Annotated in this window: 15 protein-coding genes and 1 pseudogene; 10 read left to right on the top strand and 6 right to left on the bottom strand. The window is 70.3% G+C overall.

Annotated features, from left to right (window positions below; genetic code table 11):
- Positions 1 to 23 precede the first annotated feature (23 nt).
- Positions 24 to 321, top strand: a pseudogene (locus C3488_RS24480) (LLM class flavin-dependent oxidoreductase); the annotation flags it as partial.
- 58 nt (positions 322 to 379) lie between these two features.
- The gene (locus C3488_RS24475; RefSeq protein WP_103842817.1) at positions 380 to 1,459 is read left to right on the top strand and encodes an NAD(P)-binding domain-containing protein; all 1,080 of its coding nucleotides are present in this window, start codon (positions 380 to 382) and stop codon (positions 1,457 to 1,459) included.
- 18 nt (positions 1,460 to 1,477) lie between these two features.
- Here C3488_RS24475 and C3488_RS24470 read toward each other — a convergent pair whose 3' ends face one another.
- A complete protein-coding gene (locus C3488_RS24470; protein WP_103842815.1) occupies positions 1,478 to 3,277 on the bottom strand; it encodes an ABC transporter ATP-binding protein in 1,800 nt (599 codons plus the stop codon).
- 127 nt (positions 3,278 to 3,404) lie between these two features.
- Here C3488_RS24470 and C3488_RS24465 point away from each other — a divergent pair, with 127 nt between their 5' ends.
- The gene (locus C3488_RS24465) at positions 3,405 to 3,872 is read left to right on the top strand and encodes a MarR family winged helix-turn-helix transcriptional regulator (RefSeq protein WP_103842813.1); all 468 of its coding nucleotides are present in this window, start codon (positions 3,405 to 3,407) and stop codon (positions 3,870 to 3,872) included.
- A 92-nt stretch (positions 3,873 to 3,964) separates the two neighbouring features.
- On the opposite strand, the gene C3488_RS24460 is transcribed toward C3488_RS24465, so the two are convergent.
- Together C3488_RS24460 and C3488_RS24450 are read right to left on the bottom strand one after the other, a co-directional pair.
- On the bottom strand, positions 3,965 to 5,353 hold the full coding sequence (locus tag C3488_RS24460) for a cation:dicarboxylate symporter family transporter (protein ID WP_103842811.1): 1,389 nt from the start codon (positions 5,351 to 5,353) through the stop codon (positions 3,965 to 3,967).
- A 589-nt stretch (positions 5,354 to 5,942) separates the two neighbouring features.
- Complete coding sequence (locus C3488_RS24450) at positions 5,943 to 6,764, bottom strand: hypothetical protein (protein WP_103842807.1); 822 nt, start codon at positions 6,762 to 6,764, stop codon at positions 5,943 to 5,945.
- Positions 6,765 to 6,991: 227 nt separating this feature from the next.
- Between C3488_RS24450 and C3488_RS24445 the strand changes: the two genes are divergently transcribed.
- The 4 genes from C3488_RS24445 (at position 6,992) to C3488_RS24430 (ending at position 11,708) form a co-directional block, all read left to right on the top strand.
- Entirely contained in the window at positions 6,992 to 8,800 is a 1,809-nt protein-coding gene (locus tag C3488_RS24445) for an ABC transporter ATP-binding protein (RefSeq protein WP_103842805.1), read from the top strand.
- Positions 8,797 to 10,578: an ABC transporter ATP-binding protein gene (locus C3488_RS24440; RefSeq protein ID WP_103842803.1), complete on the top strand. Its 1,782-nt coding sequence runs from the start codon at positions 8,797 to 8,799 to the stop codon at positions 10,576 to 10,578. The genes C3488_RS24445 and C3488_RS24440 overlap by 4 nt, the downstream gene beginning before the upstream one ends.
- Before the next feature lie 350 nt (positions 10,579 to 10,928).
- Entirely contained in the window at positions 10,929 to 11,399 is a 471-nt protein-coding gene (locus tag C3488_RS24435) for a DUF5709 domain-containing protein (protein WP_103842801.1), read from the top strand.
- A gap of 36 nt (positions 11,400 to 11,435) precedes the next feature.
- Positions 11,436 to 11,708 carry a type B 50S ribosomal protein L31 gene (locus C3488_RS24430; protein ID WP_103842800.1) on the top strand — a complete coding sequence of 91 codons (273 nt, stop codon included), beginning with the start codon at positions 11,436 to 11,438 and terminating at the stop codon, positions 11,706 to 11,708.
- A gap of 41 nt (positions 11,709 to 11,749) precedes the next feature.
- On the opposite strand, the gene C3488_RS24425 is transcribed toward C3488_RS24430, so the two are convergent.
- Positions 11,750 to 12,544 (bottom strand): metal-dependent hydrolase, encoded by a 795-nt coding sequence (locus C3488_RS24425; RefSeq protein ID WP_103842799.1) that lies wholly within the window; start codon positions 12,542 to 12,544, stop codon positions 11,750 to 11,752.
- Between the two features lie 145 nt (positions 12,545 to 12,689).
- Between C3488_RS24425 and C3488_RS24420 the strand changes: the two genes are divergently transcribed.
- Together C3488_RS24420 and C3488_RS24415 are read left to right on the top strand one after the other, a co-directional pair.
- Positions 12,690 to 15,203: a DEAD/DEAH box helicase gene (locus C3488_RS24420; protein WP_103842797.1), complete on the top strand. Its 2,514-nt coding sequence runs from the start codon at positions 12,690 to 12,692 to the stop codon at positions 15,201 to 15,203.
- 19 nt (positions 15,204 to 15,222) lie between these two features.
- Positions 15,223 to 16,095: an acyl-CoA thioesterase II gene (locus tag C3488_RS24415; RefSeq protein ID WP_103842795.1), complete on the top strand. Its 873-nt coding sequence runs from the start codon at positions 15,223 to 15,225 to the stop codon at positions 16,093 to 16,095.
- 47 nt (positions 16,096 to 16,142) lie between these two features.
- On the opposite strand, the gene C3488_RS24410 is transcribed toward C3488_RS24415, so the two are convergent.
- Together C3488_RS24410 and C3488_RS24405 are read right to left on the bottom strand one after the other, a co-directional pair.
- The gene (locus C3488_RS24410; RefSeq protein ID WP_181139176.1) at positions 16,143 to 17,231 is read right to left on the bottom strand and encodes a DUF6397 family protein; all 1,089 of its coding nucleotides are present in this window, start codon (positions 17,229 to 17,231) and stop codon (positions 16,143 to 16,145) included.
- Positions 17,232 to 17,357: 126 nt separating this feature from the next.
- Complete coding sequence (locus C3488_RS24405; RefSeq protein ID WP_103842793.1) at positions 17,358 to 17,768, bottom strand: roadblock/LC7 domain-containing protein; 411 nt, start codon at positions 17,766 to 17,768, stop codon at positions 17,358 to 17,360.
- Positions 17,769 to 17,862: 94 nt separating this feature from the next.
- On the opposite strand from C3488_RS24405, the gene C3488_RS24400 reads away from it, so the two are divergent.
- Positions 17,863 to 18,291 carry a PPOX class F420-dependent oxidoreductase gene (locus tag C3488_RS24400; RefSeq protein ID WP_103842791.1) on the top strand — a complete coding sequence of 143 codons (429 nt, stop codon included), beginning with the start codon at positions 17,863 to 17,865 and terminating at the stop codon, positions 18,289 to 18,291.
- Positions 18,292 to 18,305 lie beyond the last annotated feature (14 nt).

Below are 18,305 nucleotides of genomic sequence, written 5' to 3'. Positions count from 1 at the left end.
CACCCTCGTCGACCGGCACACCGCCGTACGACTTCGACGACTCCCACCACCGGGTCGAGGGCGAGCTCACCGCCGTTCCGCCGGGCCCGTTGCCGCAGCTGTTCCTCGACGGCTCGTCGTCAGCGGCCGGACCGGTCGCCGCGCGGCATGCGCACGTACATCTCACGTGGGCAGAGACTCCCGCCCAGGTCAAGGAGAAGATCGACTGGATTCGCTCGCTCGCCGAGCGCGAGGGGTGCACGGACCGTTTCGCGATCCGGTCGCACACCATCTCCCAGAACCGCAGCCGAGGCCTGGGCGACCGCGAACCGGCTGCTCGACGGCGAGCGGGCGCTGATCCGCCGGGAAGATCCCCGCCCTCGACAGGGTTGGTGGAAGCGTGAACAACACACGCGAGGTCGAGGTGGTCGTCACAGGCGCTGGGCAGGCCGGCCTGTCCAGCGCCTATCACCTGCGGCGTACCGGGTTCGAGCCGGAGCGCGACTTCGTGGTCCTCGACCACTCCCCCTCTCCGGGCGGCGCCTGGCAGTTCCGCTGGCCCTCGCTGACCTACGGCAAGGTGCACGGGATGCACGCGCTGCCGGGCATGGAGCTGACGGACGCGGATCCGGCGCGGCCGTCGTCGGAGGTCATCGGCGCGTACTTCGAGACCTACGAGCGCACCTTCGACCTGCGCGTACGGCGACCGGTGCATGTACGGGCCGTGCGGGAGGGCGGAGACGGGCGCCTGCTCGTCGAGACGTCGGCGGGAACATGGTCGACACGGGCGCTGATCAACGCCACGGGGACCTGGGACCGGCCCTTCTGGCCGCGCTATCCCGGCCAGGAGACCTTCCGGGGGCGGCAGGTGCACACCGCCCAGTACCCCGGGCCTGAGGAGTTCGCAGGACAGCGGGTGGTCGTCGTCGGTGGTGGCGCGTCCGGAACCCAGCATCTGATGGAGATCGCCCCCTACGCCGCCGCGACCACATGGGTGACCCGGCGTCCGCCGGTGTTCCGCGAGGGCCCGTTCACCGAGGACGTGGGACGGGCTGCCGTGGCGCTCGTGGAGGAACGGGTGCGGCAGGGGCTGCCGCCGAGGAGCGTGGTGTCCGTGACCGGGCTGCCCCTCAATGACGCGGTCCGGCAGGCGATAGCCGACGGTGTGCTGGACCGGCAGCCGATGTTCGACCGGATCGTGCCGGACGGCGTGGAATGGGACGACGGGCGGCGTGTGGAGGCCGACGTCATCCTGTGGGCGACCGGTTTCCGGGCCGCGATCGACCATCTGGCTCCGCTGCGGCTGCGCGAGCCGGGCGGCGGTATCCGGGTGGAGGGCACGCGGGTGGTCTCCGACCCGCGGATCCATCTGGTCGGCTACGGCCCGTCGGCGAGCACGATCGGCGCGAACCGGGCGGGACGCGCGGCCGTGCGCGACATCAGGCGTCTACTGGCGGGGGAACCGGTCGCCGCGGCGTGAGGCGCGATACGCCGGCCCTCAATTCGTGGCCTCCAGTTGCGCGTCCCGCCGGACCAGGGCAGCGTACCGGCCGTCCATCTCCAACAGCTCCTCGTGCGTGCCGCGTTCGACCGCGCGCCCGGAGTCGAGGACGACGATCTGGTCGGCGCTGCGGATGGTGGACAGCCGGTGCGCGATGGTGAGCGTCGTGCGGTTGGCCGACAGGGCGTCGATGGCCTCCTGAACGGCGTGCTCGGTCCGCGTGTCGAGCGCGCTGGTCGCCTCGTCCAGGATGAGGACCGGCGGGTCGCGCAGGATGGTGCGGGCGATGGCGAGCCGCTGTTTCTCACCTCCCGAGAAGCGGTGGCCGCGCTCGCCGACGACCGTGTCGTACCCGTCGGGCAGGGACATGATGTGGTCGTGGATCTGGGCCGCCCCGGCCGCCGCGTACAACTCCTCGTCGGTGGCGTCCGGCTTGGCGAATCGCAGGTTGTCGGCGACCGAGGCGTGGAAGAGGTAGGTCTCCTGGGAGACGACGCCGACCGCGCGGGCGAGCGTGTCGAAGTCCAGATCGCGCACGTCCACGCCGTCGAGCGTGACCCGCCCGCCCGTCACGTCGTACAGCCGGGGCACCAGGTAGCCGAGCGTGGACTTCCCGGAGCCGGTGGGTCCCACCACGGCGAGGCTGCCGCCTGCCGGGACGGTGATGTCGATGTCCTTGAGGACCGGGCCGCTCTTGTCGTCGTAGTGGAACTCGACGTCCTCGAAACGGATCTCGCCCTTGACCTGGTCGAGGTGGACCGGCTCCTCCGGCTCGGTGATGTCGATGGGCAGGTCGAGGTACTCGAAGATGCGCTGGAAGAGCGCCAGAGAGGTCTGGATCTGGACGCCGGTGGAGAGCAGGCTGACCGTCGGCCGGAACAGGCCCTGCTGGAGCGAGACGAACGCGACCAGGGTGCCTATCGAGATGGTCGGGCCGCCGAGTTGGAGCGCCAGCCCCGCGGTCCAGTAGATGACGGCGGGCATGGCGGCCATGACGATGGTGATGACGGCCATGCGCCAGCGGCCCGCCATGTTGGACTTCACCTCGAGGTCGACCAGGCTCTCGGACTCACGCCCGAAGGACTGGGTGAGCGAGTCGGCGCGGCCCATCGTGCGGCCGAGCAGGATGCCGCTGACCGACAGGGACTCGGTGACCGTGGCGGCCATCGCGGCCATCTGCTTCTGGCGCTGGGTGGCTATCTTCTTGCGTTCGTTGCCGACGCGCCGGCTGATCCACACGAACAGCGGCAGCAGGAGCAGCGAGACGACGGTGAGGCGCCAGTCGAGGGCGACCATGGCGACGATGGTGGCGACCACGCTGGTGAGGTTGGACACCAGGGAGGTCGCGGTGGAGGTGACCGTCGCCTGCATGCCGCCGATGTCGTTGGCGATCCTGGACTGGACCTCGCCCGTGCGGGTGCGGGTGAAGAAGGCGAGCGACATGCGCTGCAGCCGGCCGTAGACCGCGGTGCGCAGATCGTGCATGACGCGCTGTCCGACGGTGGTGGATATCAGGGTCTGCAGCACGCCGAAGACGCTGGTGACGACAGCGCTGAGGATCATGCCGAGGGCGAGCAGGGTCAGCAGACCGGTGCGGCCCTGCGGGATCGCGACGTCAAGGGTCTCCTTCAGCAGGAAGGGTGTGGCGACGGAGACCAGAGACGAGGCGCCGACCAGCAGGCCGACGATCGCAAGCCGGCCACGGTAGGGCTTGAAGAGCTTCAGGATGCGGCGGACCTGCCGCGGCTGCTCCGGTGAGCCGGGCGACGGTGTCCATGTGGGTTGGTCGGGGTGCATGGGCTCCTACGGAGGTGAGGCGTCGGAACGCGTCGGGGACGCGTATGGACGAGCATCGGAATCCATCGGGATCCTAGCTCACTGTTACCTATACTCACAATGCACAAGGTCCTGATATTGTTCCCACATGACGACCCCCGATCCGGACAGCCTGCTCGCCGAGCAGCTGCTGCGGCTCACCCGTCGGGTCCACCGCATTCAGAAGCGCCACCTGGAGCGGTGCGACCTGGGCATCACCCCGGCGCAGTCCCGGCTGCTGCGCACCCTCGCCCACTTCGGCTCACCGCCCCGCATGGCGGATCTCGCCGAGCGTCTGGAGGTGGTGCCGCGGGCGGTGACGACGCTGGTCGACGGCCTGGAGGCGAGCGGCAGGGTGCGCCGAGTTCCGGATCCGACCAACCGGCGGGTGATCCGGATAGAGGTCACGGACGAGGGGCGCAGGGCGTTGCGCGCGTTGCGCGGTGCGCGCCGGTCCGCGGCCGAGGAGATCCTCGCTCCCTTGACGGACGAGCAGCGTGAGGTGCTCGGTGATCTGCTCACCACATTGATCGACGGCGGTGAGGTCACGGCCGCACCCGACCAGGCATCGTGCTGACGTCCCACAGCACTGGGGAAAGCACATGACGGGCCGCGGCCGCCACTCCGTACCTCCGGAGCGAGAGCGCACGACCCGTCCGTGCCGTTGTGTCAGCCCACCTCGGGTGCGGGCTGCCTGACCGGCTGAGCGGGGATCTCCGCCGTCGGCGCGGCTGCCTCCTCCGACTCCTCGGGCTCCGCCATACAGACGATCTCACCGTCAAGGACCTTCTTCGCCTGCACAGCGTCCAGTGCACCCTCCCAGCGGGACACCGCGAAGACGGCGACGCAGTTGCCCAGCAGGTTGGTGACCACACGCATCGAGTCCATGATGCGGTCGACGCCGAGCAGCAGGGCGACGGCACCGGCCGGGAGGACGCCGAGGGACGAGGCGGTCGCGGACAGGGCCAGGAAGGCCGAACCGGGCACGCCCGCCATTCCCTTGCTGGTCAGCATGAGGACCAGCACCACGGTGATCTGCTGGCTCAGACTGAGGTGCACGCCAACCGCCTGGGCGATGAACAGGGTGCCGATGGACAGGTAGAGCGAGGCGCCGTCGAGGTTGAAGGAGTACCCCGTGGGCAGCACCAGGCCCACCGCGTCGTCGCGCGCGCCGGCCCGGCGCAGCTTCTGCATCACGCGCGGCATGACGGACTCGGTGGAGGCGGTGCCGAGGGCCAGAAGCACCTCCTCACGGATGTAGCGGACGAACTTCCACAGGCTCAGGCCTGTGACCACCCTCAGGGCCACGGCGAGCAGCACGAGGAAGAGAGCCGCGGCCGCGTAGCACAGCACGATGAGCTTGGCGTACGTCTTCATCACGCCGAGCCCGTACTGCCCCACCAGGTGAGCCATCGCACCGAACACGGCGAGCGGCGCCAGGCGCATGACGAAGCCGACGATCGCGAAGATGACGTCCTGCGCCTGCTCGATGGCGGGCAGGACCTTGGGCACCTTGGTGTGACCGAGGTGAAGCAGCGCCGCACCCACCAGGCAGGCCAGCACCAGCACTTGCAGCAGTGCGTTGTCGGCGAAGGCGCCGAGGAAACTCTGCGGCAGGGCGTTCAGGACGAACTCGGCCGCCGACGGCAACGCACCGCCGTGCGTCTGCTTGTCGATGGCCGATGCGTCGAGCTTGGACGGGTCGACGTGCATACCGGAGCCAGGTCCGACGACGTTGGCGGCGACCAGTCCGATCACAAGCGCGGCCGTGGACGCTACCTCGAACCAGATCAGGGCCTTCATTCCGATCCGGCCGCAGGCCTTGAGATCGCCCGCCTTGGCGATGCCGACGACGACGACACAGAACACGAGCGGCGAGATCACTGTCTCGATGAGCCTGGTGAAACCGTCGCCGATCGGTTGAAGAGCTGTGGCCGCGTCCGGCCACAGCTTTCCTACCACGATGCCGAGTACGAGGGCGCAGGCGACCTGCGCGAAGAGGGAGGTACGCAGTATGCGTGCGACGCGTCGCGGCAGGGACGGTGCGGACTGCGGCACGAGCACTCCTAGAGGGGACGATGACGCACAGAAAGACCAAGAGGACTTCTGCGATACGGAAAGCAGATTCCGTGTCGATCACTCTGGAGGTCATATTTCTTCCGCGGAAGACGTCTGCGTTTCAGTCGTGTAAATCACGCCACGAGTGACTCATCACGCACATAAGGTCCAGCAACCGCTGTCTTGGGTGAGCGGTTTCTGAAGTGTGGTCAACTGGCGCGCCCGCCGCAGCCGCTAGACGGGTGCCCGTGCCTCGGTGCGACGTGAAGTCACGGAACTGCGCCTCGGCGAGCGTCACCCGACAGAACCGCGCCAGCGGCTTGGCGACTGGCCTGGCGGCGGTCAGCGGATCGTGCCCGTCGGTGCCGAACTCGGCGGGCGGGGTGACGGGCGGCGGGAGAGGCACCCTTGACCGATGACGCCGCGGCCAGCGCGGTTCCGGCATGCACAGCCTGCGTCGACGTGGGGCCCGCCCCGAGGAGGGCTTGCTCACTGCGAGGACCCACATCCGTTGAGCATGAAACATGCCGCTACACGCCTTCATGCCCAGCGTTTTCCACGGATGGTCCACCCGCCCCACATTGGGTCCTCACTGGGCGTCAGTGGGTTCCTCCGGTTGCTTCCAGGCCTTCAGGTGCGCCCTGTCGCCCATCACCACCACGGGCTCCTGGTCGGGATCGAGCACGCGCAACAGGTGCCTCATACCGGACTCGGGCAGCGTGACACAGGCCAGCGTGCCGTCTTCGTGATCCACGTGCAGCCAGATGCCGCCGCCCTTCTCCTCCCCCTCGGGGCGGGTCGGATCGTGGGGTGGGGTGCCCCTGAGCCGGTTGTAGTCGATGGCGATGACATAGTCGAAGACGTTCCGGTGCGACTCGTCCCAGCCCTCCGGCGCCTCGTAGGACTCCCCCTGGCTGTACGGGAGCTTCGTCCCCGGATCGTCGAGGAGACCGCCGGCGTCGCTGAGCGTGAACACGCCGACCGGGGTGCGCAGATCGCCCATGTAGTGGTCCGTCGTCCAGCCGGCCTTCCCGTTGTGCCCGCGCCAGCGCCCCGACTCCTTCCACGCCGAGCCCTCCTTCAGGTAGAGCACGACCGTGGAATCCGGAGAGTCCTCGTCGTCGCCGTAGACCACCACGACCTGACGCGACCCGTCGGGGATCCGCCGGTCGAGCCCGTCACCGACACCCGGAATCCGGCTCGGCCCGGGCATGGGTGCAGGTGTACTGCCGGCTCCGTTCCCCGGAGCACCGCGAAGGGTCCGGCCGTCCCGGGTCGGATCGGGGCCTTTCACCCGGTGGCTCTCGCCCGCCGAACCGCCACACCCGGGCACGGACATCAGCAGCACACCGCAGGTCACCGCCACCATCCACCTGTCCACCGCCGTACCGCGCACACCACCTGTTCGCATATGTCGTATCGTCACATCGCTTTCCAGACCCTTCCGTCCGGATGTCTGCCATTCGGCCGCACGCAGCGGCGGGGTCCGGTTCTCGTCTGCGCGGCCGGAAAACCGTTTGCTTCCGAGCGCGTTCCGACGCGACGCTGTCACGGCTTGTCACGGGCAGGCGTCGGACCCTCAGACTGCCCCGGCCTGCCCCACCACCCGTTTCCATTGACACGAGCCACTGGGACGTCATGCAGATTCACGACCTTCCGTATCCCGACCCGGGTGTGCCTGACGCACGCTCGGGTCCCCGATTCCTGTGGTGGCTCGGCCGGAACCAACTGGGCGGGCAACTGAAGTCCCTGGCGTGGGGGCTGCTGCACTTCCTGTCCGTCTGCGGGCTGCCCTTCTGCGTCGGTCTCGCCGTCCAGGCCGTCGTCGACCGGTCGGGCGCCCGGCTCGCTCTGACGGGCGGACTGCTCCTGCTGTGCGGGGCCGGTATCGCGCTGGGCGACACCATGCTGCACCGCACGGCGGTCACCAACTGGATCACCGCCGCCGCGCGGGTCCAGCAGCTCCTGGCACGCAGGACAGCCCTGCTCGGCTCCGCCCTGACCCGGCGGGTGGCGGCCGGTGAGGTCGTCGCGGTCTCCACCGGTGACGTCGAGAAGATCGGCTGGTTCGTGGAGGCCGTCTCGCGGTTCAGCGCGGCCGCGCTCACCGTCGTCGCGGTCTGCGTCGCGCTCGTCGTCTACCAGCCCGCGCTCGGCGTCATCGTGGCGGTGGGCGTGCCGGCGCTGGCGCTCACCGTGCTGCCGCTGCTGCCCAGGGCGACCCGGCGCGCCGACGTCCAGCGCGAGAAGGCGGGCCGCGCCACCGAACTGGCCTCGGACACCGTCGCGGGCCTGCGGGTGCTGCGCGGCATCGGCGGCGAGGAACTGTTCCTGGAGCGCTACCGCCGGGCCTCCCAAGAAGTCCGCACCGCGGCCGTGCGCAGTGCCCGCATGTGGTCGCTGATCGCGGCGATCCAGGTGCTGATGCCGGGGCTGCTGGTGATCGCGCTCGTCTGGCGCGGTGTCCAGTTGGCCCATGAGGGGCGTATCGCGGTCGGCGAGCTGGTGACCGTGTACAGCGCGGTCATGCTGCTCACCTACCCGCTGCAGCACTTCGAGGAGATCGCCATGGCGTACTCCTTCTCGCGGCCGTCCGCCCGGCGCGCGGCCCGGGTGCTGTCCCTGGAGCGCGCCACGGACGCCGCGGGCTCCCGTGAGGCGAGCCTGCCGGCAGGGGACCTGTACGACCCGCGGACCGGCCTGCTCGCGCCTGCGGGGCAGTTCACCGCCGTCGTGTGCGGCGACCCGGACGCGGCGGGCGTGCTGGCCGAACGGCTGGGCGGACACCCAGCGGAGGAAGGGACCTCGGTGCTGCTGGGCGGCGTCCCGCTGGACGAGCTGCCGCTCCAGACGGCCCGTACCGCCGTCCTCGTCCAGGACAAGGATCCGGTGCTGCTGTCCGGCTCCCTGCGCGACCTGCTCGACGTGCCCGCCTCCGGTCAGGTCGGCGCCGAGGAGGCGCTCGCCGCCGCGCAGTGCGGTGATGTCCTGGACGCGCTCGTGGAGGGGACGACGGACACCGACGACCCGATGGACGCACGGATCACCGAACGCGGCCGGTCCCTGTCCGGCGGCCAACGCCAGCGGCTCGCCCTGGCCCGGTCGCTCATCACGGACCCGCAGGTGCTGGTCCTGGACGAGCCGACGTCCGCCGTCGACTCGCACACCGAGGCACGCATCGCCGAGGGGATCCGCCGCCTGCGGGCGGGTCGCACGACGGTCGTGCTCACCTCCTCGCCCCTGCTCCTGGACCGTGCGGACCGGGTGGTACTGGTGCACGAGGGAGAGGTCGCGGCGGTCGGCCTGCATCGCGAACTGGTGCACGCCGAACCCCGGTACCGCTCGGTCGTCACCCGCGAGACCGACGACGAGGCCGCCGCGCGCGCCGACGTCCTGGCCGAACTGCACGAGCTGGAAGACCTGGAAGAGATCGAGGAGACCGCATGATCGGCGTGGCGCCACCGGCGTACGACCCGGCGGCCCCGACGACGGCGACCACGCTGCCCGTCGGTGCCCCGGAGACCGTACGCGCCTACGTGGCCGAACTGTTCCGCCGGCACCGCCGCCCCTTCCTGCTGCTCATCGCCGTGAACACGGTCTCCGTGGTCGCCTCGATGGCTGGCCCGTACCTGCTGGGCGGGCTCGTGGAACGCATCTCGGACGGCGTCCGCGAACTCCATCTGGAACGCACCGTCGCGCTGTTCGTCGTCGCGCTCCTCGTCCAGGCGGTTTTCGTACGCCTGGTGCGGCTGCAGGGCGCCGTGCTCGGTGAGCGGATGCTGGCCGACCTGCGCGAGGACTTCCTCGTACGGTCCGTGAGGCTGCCGCCGGGCGTCCTGGAGCGGGCCGGGACCGGCGACCTGCTGTCCCGGATCACCACCGACATCGACCGGCTCGCCAACGCCATGCGTGAGGCCGTGCCGCAGCTGGCCATCGGTGTGGTCTGGGCCGCACTGCTGCTCGGCGGCCTCACCGTCACGGCCCCGCCGCTGGCACCGGCCGTCCTCCTCGCGGTACCGCTGCTGGTGATCGGCTGCCGCTGGTACTTCAAACGCGCCCCGTCCGCCTACCGCTCCGAAGCCGCCGGGTACGCCGCCGTGGCCGCGGTCCTCGCCGAGACCGTGGATGCGGGGCGCACCGTCGAGGCCCACCGCCTCGGCGACCGGCGCATCGAGCTGTCGGACCAGCGGGTGAAGGAGTGGACCGCCTGGGAGCGCTACACCCTCTGGCTGCGGTCGGTCCTCTTTCCGGTCATCAACGTCACGCACGTCACCGTCCTGACCTCGGTCCTGTTGATCGGCGGGGTGTTCGTCCTGCAGGGCTGGATCGACATCGGGCAGCTGACGACCGGCGCGCTCATCGCTCAGATGCTCGTCGACCCGGTGGGGCTGATCCTGCGGTGGTACGACGAACTGCAGGTGGCCCAGGTGTCGCTGGCCCGGCTGGTCGGGGTCCGCGAGATCGAGCCGGACGCGGGCGACACCTCCCTGGCGCCCGACGGCCGTGACGTGGCCGCCGAGGAGGTGCGTTTCGGCTACCGCGCGGGCGTCGACGTGCTGCACAAGGTCTCCCTGCAGGTGGCGCCCGGCACCCGACTTGCCCTGGTCGGCCCGTCCGGCGCGGGCAAGTCGACGCTCGGCCGGCTGCTCGCCGGCATCTATGCCCCCCGGGAGGGCCGCGTCACCCTCGGCGGTGCGGAACTGTCGCGGATGTCCGCCGAGCGGGTGCGCTCGCACGTGGCCCTGGTCAACCAGGAGCACCATGTCTTCGTGGGCTCCTTGCGCGACAACCTGCTGCTGGCCCGGACGGACGCCGTCGACGCCGAGCTGTGGGCCGCCCTCGCAGCTGTGGACGCCGACGACTGGGCGCGTGCCCTGGACGACGGGCTGGACACCGAGGTCGGCTCCGGTGGTCTGGCGCTCACCCCGGCACAGGCGCAGCAGATCGCGCTGGCCCGGCTGGTACTCGCCGACCCGCACACGCTGGTCCTGGACGAGGCCACATCCCTGCTCGACCCGCGGGCGGCCCGCCATCTGGAGCGCTCCCTGGCCCGTGTGCTGGACGGCCGCACGGTCGTCGCCATCGCGCATCGGCTGCACACCGCTCACGACGCGGACGTCATCGCCGTCGTCGAAAACGGGCGGATCAGCGAGCTGGGCAGCCACGAGGAGTTGGTCGCCGCCGACGGGGCGTATGCGGCGCTGTGGCGCTCCTGGCACGGGTGACCTCGGGTCCCGCCCCGCGGCGGTCCGGGGCAGGCGGCCTCGGATCGGCGGTCCGGGCGGGCGTCCGTGGCCTCGGATCGGCGGCCGGGCGGGCGGTCGGCCGCGAGGACCGCTGCCGTCGCGGGCGCGCCGGTCCGCCCGCTCACGGACGCCTCTCCCGGCCTTTCCCCGCCGCTGTCCGGCTGCCGTTGCGCGGTTCCGACGCGGGGTGGAAGGCTGGAGGTGGCACCGGCCCGGGGGACGTGCCGGAACCGTCTGGGTCGGGAGGGCGTGGCCCGTCCGACCGGTCCCCCGCGTCCGCGACGCGTGCATGGCGGCAATCGGTTCCGTCCCACCACCTGGAGGTATCTGTGGACAGCACCGAGGGATGGGGCGACGACGTCTACCAGCCCGACGGATCCGAGGTGCAGGACGACGCTGGGCTGCTCGACGCCGAGGACACCCTGGAGAGCGACGGCGTCACCAACCCGCTCGACCGGGGCTGGTCGCCGCCCGAGCGGCCCTGGGCGGTGGAGCACGTGGGCGTGACCGCGGCCGAGCGGCATCAGGGAGAAACCCTGGACCAGCGGCTCGCCGAGGAGATCCCGGACATCTCCGTCCCGGACGACGACGGCATCGGGGACTGGCCCGACGGTGACGGGGAACCCCTGGACAACGAGGTCGGCGATGCCCGCTCCGGTCGTCTCGTCGCCCCGGACGAAGGGGCGCACGAGGACGAGGAGAACGGACTGGTCGCCACAGACGTCGGCATCGACGGCGCGGCGGCCTCGGCCGAGGAGGCGGCCGTGCACATCGTCGACGAGGACACGCTGCCCGGCTGAACGCCACCCGCCGCACGCGCCACACAAGGAGGCCCCATGCAGCAGGACAAGCACCCCGACTACCGCCCCGTCGTCTTCCGCGACCGCGCCGCCGGCTACGCCTTCCTCACCCGGTCCACCGCGACCAGTGACCAGACCATCGAGTGGGACGACGGTGCGACGTATCCGGTGGTGGACGTCGAGATCTCCTCCGAAAGCCACCCCTTCTACACGGGCAAGGCCCGCACGGTGGACACGGAGGGGCGCATCGCCCGGTTCGAGCGGCGCTACGCCAGGGGGAAGGGAGCAGACGGCGACTCCGGCCGGTAGGCTGCCGCACCCGTCGAACGGCCGTCGCCCCACAGCCGCCCTCAGATGACGTTGAGCGCCGCCGCGCAGCCCACCCCGCCCAGCAGCATGAACGCCGGCATCAGAACCTTCAGCTCGACCCAGCTGCCCGCCCGGAACCGCAGCGCCTTCGGCGGGCCCAGCGGGTACCAGCGCTTGCGGCCCACGGGTATCGGCCACAGGATCGGGCAGCCGGACACCGTCAGCGCGTCCCCGATGTCGTGCACCAGGGCGCCGAGGACGATCGGCAGGCCGAGCCACAGGTAGTGCTGGTTCGGAGCCGTGAACAGCCAGTTCGCACCGTTGCCCGGTTTGTCGAGTATGCCGGCCAGAATCCACGCGCTGGTCGCGGCCAGCAACCACACCAGCACATCGCTGCTCGAGCCGCGCGCCGCCCGCCACAGCAGTCCCTCGATGGCCAGCACCATGTGCGCGAAGAGGATGGCCAGGACCGTCCAGCGGCCGCCCGTCACGGCCGCCACGGCCGTTCCCGTCCCGATCAGCACCGCCCACAGCCAGGTATGCGTGAGCGTACGGTGACCGCCCGACCGGCGAGCATCGCCCGGTTTCCTGGTCGCCTTGTAGACGGCGTACGACAGCTTGTCGACGATCTCGCAGATCCAGCGGGAGAGGGGGCCGAACGCCCGAGAGATGGTGGCCGCCTTGTGATCCAGATCGGGGGCAAGCGCGGCACCGGCGCAGATCAGCGCACCGACGAGAAGGACCGGCCAGGGCATCGGATGACCCGACGCTGCGGCGGCCGCTCCCACCCCGAGCCAGGCCGCGGCCCCCGACAGTGAGTGTGCTGGTCCCATCATGGCCGCATCCCGCCCCATTCCTCTTGTAGCGCTGTCCAGTTGTCCGTGTGCGCCGACGTACTGTCGGCGCCACAGCGTAGCGTCCAAGATCTTCGGGTCGGCAGCCGATTCCCTCATCGGGCGCGAGGGCAGGCAAGATGGGGACGTGACCCTCATCGATCAGCTCCCGCAGACCGCAGACCCCGACGCCCTCTACGAAGCCTTCGAGTCGTGGGCCGGGGAGCGCGGGCTCACCCTCTATCCGCACCAGGAGGAGGCGCTGATCGAGGTGGTCTCGGGAGCGAACGTGATCGTGTCGACTCCCACCGGGTCCGGCAAGAGCATGATCGCCGCGGGCGCGCACTTCGCGGCACTCGCCCGGGACGAGGTCACTTTCTACACCGCGCCGATCAAGGCACTCGTCTCGGAGAAGTTCTTCGAGCTGTGCAAGCTCTTCGGCACCGAGAACGTCGGCATGCTCACCGGTGACGCCTCCGTCAACGCCGACGCGCCTGTGATCTGCTGCACGGCCGAGGTCCTGGCGTCGATCGCGCTGCGTGACGGCAGGCAGGCCGATGTCGGCCAGGTCGTGATGGACGAGTTCCACTTCTACGCCGAGGGTGACCGCGGCTGGGCGTGGCAGATCCCGATCCTGGAGCTGCCGCAAGCACAGTTCATCCTGATGTCGGCGACACTCGGCGACGTCTCCATGTTCGAGAAGGACCTGACCCGCCGCACCGGTCGCCCCACGGCGGTGGTGCGCTCGGCCACCCGCCCGGTGCCGCTCTCCTACGAGTACCGGCGCACCCCGCTCACCGAGACGCTCACCGAGCTGCTGGAGACCCGGCAGGCTCCTGTCTACATCGTCCACTTCACCCAGGCGCAGGCCGTGGAACGGGCCCAGGCGCTGATGAGCATCAACATGTGTTCGCGGGAGGAGAAGGACCAGATCGCCGAGCTGATCGGCAACTTCCGCTTCACCACCAAGTTCGGCCGCAACCTCTCCCGTTACGTGCGGCACGGCATCGGCGTCCACCACGCCGGCATGCTGCCGAAGTACCGGCGCCTGGTGGAGAAACTGGCCCAGGCCGGCCTGCTGAAGGTGATCTGCGGCACCGACACCCTGGGCGTCGGCGTCAACGTCCCCATCCGCACCGTCCTCTTCACTGCCCTGACCAAGTACGACGGCAACCGGGTGCGTACCCTCCGCGCCCGGGAGTTCCACCAGATCGCGGGCCGCGCCGGGCGCGCCGGCTTCGACACGGCCGGCCTCGTCGTGGCGCAGGCGCCAGAGCACGTCATCGAGAACGAGAAGGCACTCGCCAAAGCCGGTGACGACCCGAAGAAGCGTCGCAAGGTGGTGCGCAAGAAGGCCCCCGAAGGCTTCGTCGGCTGGACGGAGAACACCTTCGAGAAGCTGATCGACTCCGAGCCGGAGCCGCTCACCTCCCGCTTCCGGGTCACCCACACGATGCTGCTGTCGGTGATCGCCCGCCCGGGCAACGCCTTCGAGGCGATGCGCCATCTGCTGGAGGACAACCACGAGCCCCGCAAGCAGCAGCTGCGGCACATCCGGCGGGCGATCGCGATCTACCGCTCGCTGCTGGACGGCGGCATCGTCGAGAAGCTCGACGAGCCGGACGCCACCGGCCGCATCGTGCGCCTCACCGTCGATCTCCAGCAGGACTTCGCGCTCAACCAGCCGCTGTCCACCTTCGCGCTGGCCGCGTTCGAACTCCTCGATCCCGAGTCCCCGTCCTACGCCCTCGACATGGTCTCCGTCGTCGAGTCCACGCTGGACGACCCGCGTCAGATCCTCATCGCCCAGCAGAACAAGGCGCGCGGCGAGGCCGTGGCCGCGATGAAGGCGGACGGTGTCGACTACGAGGAGCGCATGGAGCGGCTCCAGGACGTCACCTACCCCAAGCCCCTGGAGGAGTTGCTCTTCCAGGCGTACAACACCTACCGCAAGAGCCACCCCTGGGTCGGTGACCATCCGCTCTCGCCCAAGTCGGTCATCCGCGACATGTACGAGCGTGCGTTGTCCTTCACGGAGTTCGTCTCGTTCTACGAGCTGGCCCGCACCGAGGGCATCGTGCTGCGCTACCTGGCCAGTGCCTACAAGGCCCTCGAGCACACCGTGCCTGACGACCTGAAGTCGGACGACCTGGAGGACCTGATCGCCTGGCTCGGCGAGATGGTGCGCCAGGTCGACTCCAGCCTGCTGGACGAGTGGGAGCAGCTGGCCAACCCCGAGGAGATGACGGCCGAGGAAGCCCAGGAGAAGGCCGACCAGGTCAAACCGGTCACCGCGAACGCGCGCGCCTTCCGGGTGCTGGTCCGCAACGCCATGTTCCGCCGCGTGGAGCTCGCCGCCCTCGACCAGATCGAGGAACTCGGCGAGATGGACGCCGAGTCCGGCTGGGACGCCGAGGCGTGGGGGGCCGCCATGGACAAGTACTGGGACGAGTACGACGAACTCGGCACCGGCCCCGACGCCCGCGGCCCCAAGCTGCTGATCATCGATGAGGAGCCGGAGAACGGGCTGTGGCGGGTCCGCCAGATCTTCGCCGACCCGAACGGCGACCACGACTGGGGCATCAGCGCCGAGATCGACCTCGCGGCCTCCGACGCGGAGGGCCGCGCCGTCGTCCGGGTCACCGACGTCGGCCAGCTGTGAGCACAGGAGCACACCACCCATGACGAACCCAGCCGAAAGGCTCGTCGACCTGCTCGACCTGGAGCGGATCGAGGTCAACATCTTCCGCGGCCGCAGCCCCCAGGAGTCCTTGCAGCGGGTCTTCGGCGGCCAGGTGGCCGGCCAGGCGCTGGTCGCCGCCGGCCGCACCACGGACGGCGAACGGCCGGTGCACTCGCTGCACGCGTACTTCCTGCGCCCGGGCATACCGGGCGTGCCCATCGTGTACCAGGTCGAACGGGTCCGTGACGGGAGGTCCTTCACGACCCGGCGGGTCACGGCCGTGCAGCAGGGCCGCACGATCTTCAATCTGACCGCCTCCTTTCACAAGCCTGAAGAGGGGAGCTTCGAGCACCAGTTGCCGCCGGCCCGGGAGGTACCGGATCCGGAGTCGCTGCCGACGGTGGCGCAGGAGGTCAAGGAGCATCTGGGCGCGCTGCCCGAGACGCTGGAGCGGATGGCCCGGCGTCAGCCGTTCGACATCCGTTATGTGGACCGGTTGCGCTGGAACGCCGATGAGATCAAGGACGCCGAGCCACGCAGCGCGGTGTGGATGCGTGCCGTGGGCCCGCTCGGGGACGATCCGCTCGTGCACACCTGCGCGCTCACGTACGCGAGCGACATGACGCTCCTGGACGCCGTCCGCATCCCCGTCGAACCGCTCTGGGGGCCACGGGGCTTCGACATGGCGTCGCTGGACCATGCCATGTGGTTCCACCGGCCCTTCCGCGCGGACGAGTGGTTCCTGTACGACCAGGAATCCCCGATCGCGGTGGGTGGCCGGGGTCTTGCTCGGGGCCGCATCTACGACGTCGAGGGTCGCCTGCTCGTCTCGGTCGTCCAGGAGGGACTCTTCCGTCGGCTCGAGCGGTGACGGCACACCTGCCTCACGCCCGCGTCGGCCGGTCCCCGCGACGCCGGTCAGGGGTTTCTGCGGCGCAGCCACCCGAGCACGCCTCGCGACGGCGGCTCCTCCGGCCGCCCGGCCGTCGCCCGCCGTTCGGGCGCCGTCCCGGTGTGGGCCACCGGTACACCCGGGACGGCCTTTGTGGTGAGGCTTGCGGTCCGGACCACGTCCGTGGCCCTGTGCACGGTCGTGTTCCCGCAGACCGTCGCGGCCCCGGCCCCTTGGACTGGCGCAGGGTGGTGAGCGGTCCCGGGCCGGCATTCGTCGCCGGAGACTTCCGGTGACGGCCACGCCGCGGGCCGCTGTCGCCGGGCCTCGATCAGCGTCCGGCCCAGGTCGGCCCGGAGCCAGTCGACCTCGTCGGGGTCGTCCGCGATCATGATCCGCGCGGCGGTCCGGGCCGCAGGGGAATCGGGCGGCCACTGCACGGACTGGGCGGGCCGCAGGCGGTACAGCTCGGCGCGCTCGTACGGGTCCGGGACGACATCCGCCACATGCGCCGGATCCAGCAGCGACGCCACCACGGCGGCCTTCGCCCACGGGTCCTCCGTCAGCCGCAGCCGGAATCCGAGGTGGCGCCCACGCCAGTTGCGGGGCCGCAGGTCCAGCCCCGCGTCCAACTGGTCACGCAGCCCCTCCGGCGTCCGGCCGGTGAGCAGCGGCGCGTTCGCCTCCCCGGAGGCGAACTGCTTGACCTCCTCGGCCAGATACCGCCACACCACGGCACGGTACCGGTTCAGGTACCACGTCACCGGCACGATCAGACCCAGGCGTGCGAACCGGGTGAACCGGGCGGGCGTCACGTCCATCAGGTCCGCGCCGTCCCTGGTGCCCACCGTCGCGACCCGTTCCCGGAGCGTCTCGGGGAACCCGTCCTCGCATCGGGCCCGGTCGATTTCGGCGCGCGTGATGCGGCGACCGCCCCCTCCCCCGTCGTCGGGTACCGTCCGCACACAGCCGAGCTGGACGGCGAGGTCCAGCTCGCCCCGCCTGAGACCCAGGTCACGTGCGGCGCGGCTCAACGCCAGCGACGGCAGCCGTGGCGTGATGTCCGCGGCGCCGGTGGTTTCCGCGATGGCGGGCGTGATCGTGTGTCCGGACATGGCCGTTCTCCCCCGTGGAGTCCGCTGCGGGCGCCGTGTGCGTCCGCGTCGGAAAAGACCGTAGCCTCATCGCCGGATCCCGGAACCGACCTGTGGAAAACCCGCTCACTCCACCGTCGAGGCAGGTCAGAGGTCCGCAGTAGGTGTGTCCCGCTCTCGCTCGGCCACGGCGAGGTGCTCCCCGACCCGGTTCACCATCAGTGTCATCTCGTAGGCGATCTGGCCGACGTCGGCCTCGACGGCGCTGAGCACGCACAGGCAGCTTCCGGGCCCGGCCGCCGTAACGAACAGGATCGCGTCCTCAAATTCGATCATGGTCTGCCGTACCTGGCCCGCGCCGAAGTGGCGGCCGGAGCCCTTGGCCAGGCTGTGCAGACCGGAGGAGACGGCGGCGAGGTGCTCGGCGTCCTCGCGCCGCAGTCCGGTGCTGGTGCCGGTCACCAGTCCGTCGTTGGACAGGACCAGCGCGTGCCGTATGGGCTCCACACGCTCGGTCAGGTCGTCCAGGAGCCAGCCGAGCTCCGTGTTCTGCGCCATGGTCCGCTCTCCCCGTGTTGTAGCTCTCCCTGGCCGGAGGATCCGGTCAGCCAGCCTTCACCACAGCCGCCGTCCCGGCAAGCAGGATGGAGGTATGGCACAGAAGATGACCGACGAGGAATGGCGGGCCTTCGTCTCGCACGGGACCCGCACCGGGAAGCTCTCCACGGTCCGCGCCGACGGCAGCCCGCATGTGGCGCCGATCTGGTTCCTGCTGGACGGCGACGACGTGGTCTTCAACACGGGCAAGGAGACCGTGAAGGGACGGAATCTGGCCAGGGACGGCCGGGTCGCCCTGTGCGTGGACGACGACCGCCCTCCGTACGGCTACGTCGTGCTGCACGGACGCGCGGAGTTGTCGGAGGACCTGGAGGAGGTGCGGCACTGGGCGACGCGGCTCGGAGCCCGGTACATGGGTGAGGGCCGGGCCGAGGAGTTCGGAGCCCGCAACGGCGTTCCGGGAGAACTCCTCGTCCGGGTAAGGGTCGAGAAGGTCCTGGCCTATTCGTCCGTTGCCGAATAGACCCGGCCTGCCCT

This window comes from Streptomyces sp. Ru72 (genome assembly GCF_002920635.1).
Taxonomy (GTDB): Bacteria; Actinomycetota; Actinomycetes; order Streptomycetales; family Streptomycetaceae; genus Streptomyces.
The sequence above is the reverse complement of the archived record's forward strand: the minus strand, read 5'-3'. Positions and strand labels throughout refer to the sequence as shown.

Bases quoted from the DNA above. Each gene is read 5' to 3' on its own strand.
- C3488_RS24470 (WP_103842815.1), bottom strand. From the start codon at position 3,277: ATGCACCCCGACCAACCCACATGGACACCGTCGCCCGGCTCACCGGAG.
- C3488_RS24465 (WP_103842813.1), top strand. From the start codon at position 3,405: ATGACGACCCCCGATCCGGACAGCCTGCTCGCCGAGCAGCTGCTGCGG.
- C3488_RS24450 (WP_103842807.1), bottom strand. From the start codon at position 6,764: ATGCGAACAGGTGGTGTGCGCGGTACGGCGGTGGACAGGTGGATGGTG.
- C3488_RS24445 (WP_103842805.1), top strand. From the start codon at position 6,992: ATGCAGATTCACGACCTTCCGTATCCCGACCCGGGTGTGCCTGACGCA.
- C3488_RS24440 (WP_103842803.1), top strand. From the start codon at position 8,797: ATGATCGGCGTGGCGCCACCGGCGTACGACCCGGCGGCCCCGACGACG.
- C3488_RS24430 (WP_103842800.1), top strand. From the start codon at position 11,436: ATGCAGCAGGACAAGCACCCCGACTACCGCCCCGTCGTCTTCCGCGAC.
- C3488_RS24425 (WP_103842799.1), bottom strand. From the start codon at position 12,544: ATGATGGGACCAGCACACTCACTGTCGGGGGCCGCGGCCTGGCTCGGG.
- C3488_RS24415 (WP_103842795.1), top strand. From the start codon at position 15,223: ATGACGAACCCAGCCGAAAGGCTCGTCGACCTGCTCGACCTGGAGCGG.
- C3488_RS24410 (WP_181139176.1), bottom strand. From the start codon at position 17,231: ATGTCCGGACACACGATCACGCCCGCCATCGCGGAAACCACCGGCGCC.
- C3488_RS24405 (WP_103842793.1), bottom strand. From the start codon at position 17,768: ATGGCGCAGAACACGGAGCTCGGCTGGCTCCTGGACGACCTGACCGAG.
- C3488_RS24400 (WP_103842791.1), top strand. From the start codon at position 17,863: ATGGCACAGAAGATGACCGACGAGGAATGGCGGGCCTTCGTCTCGCAC.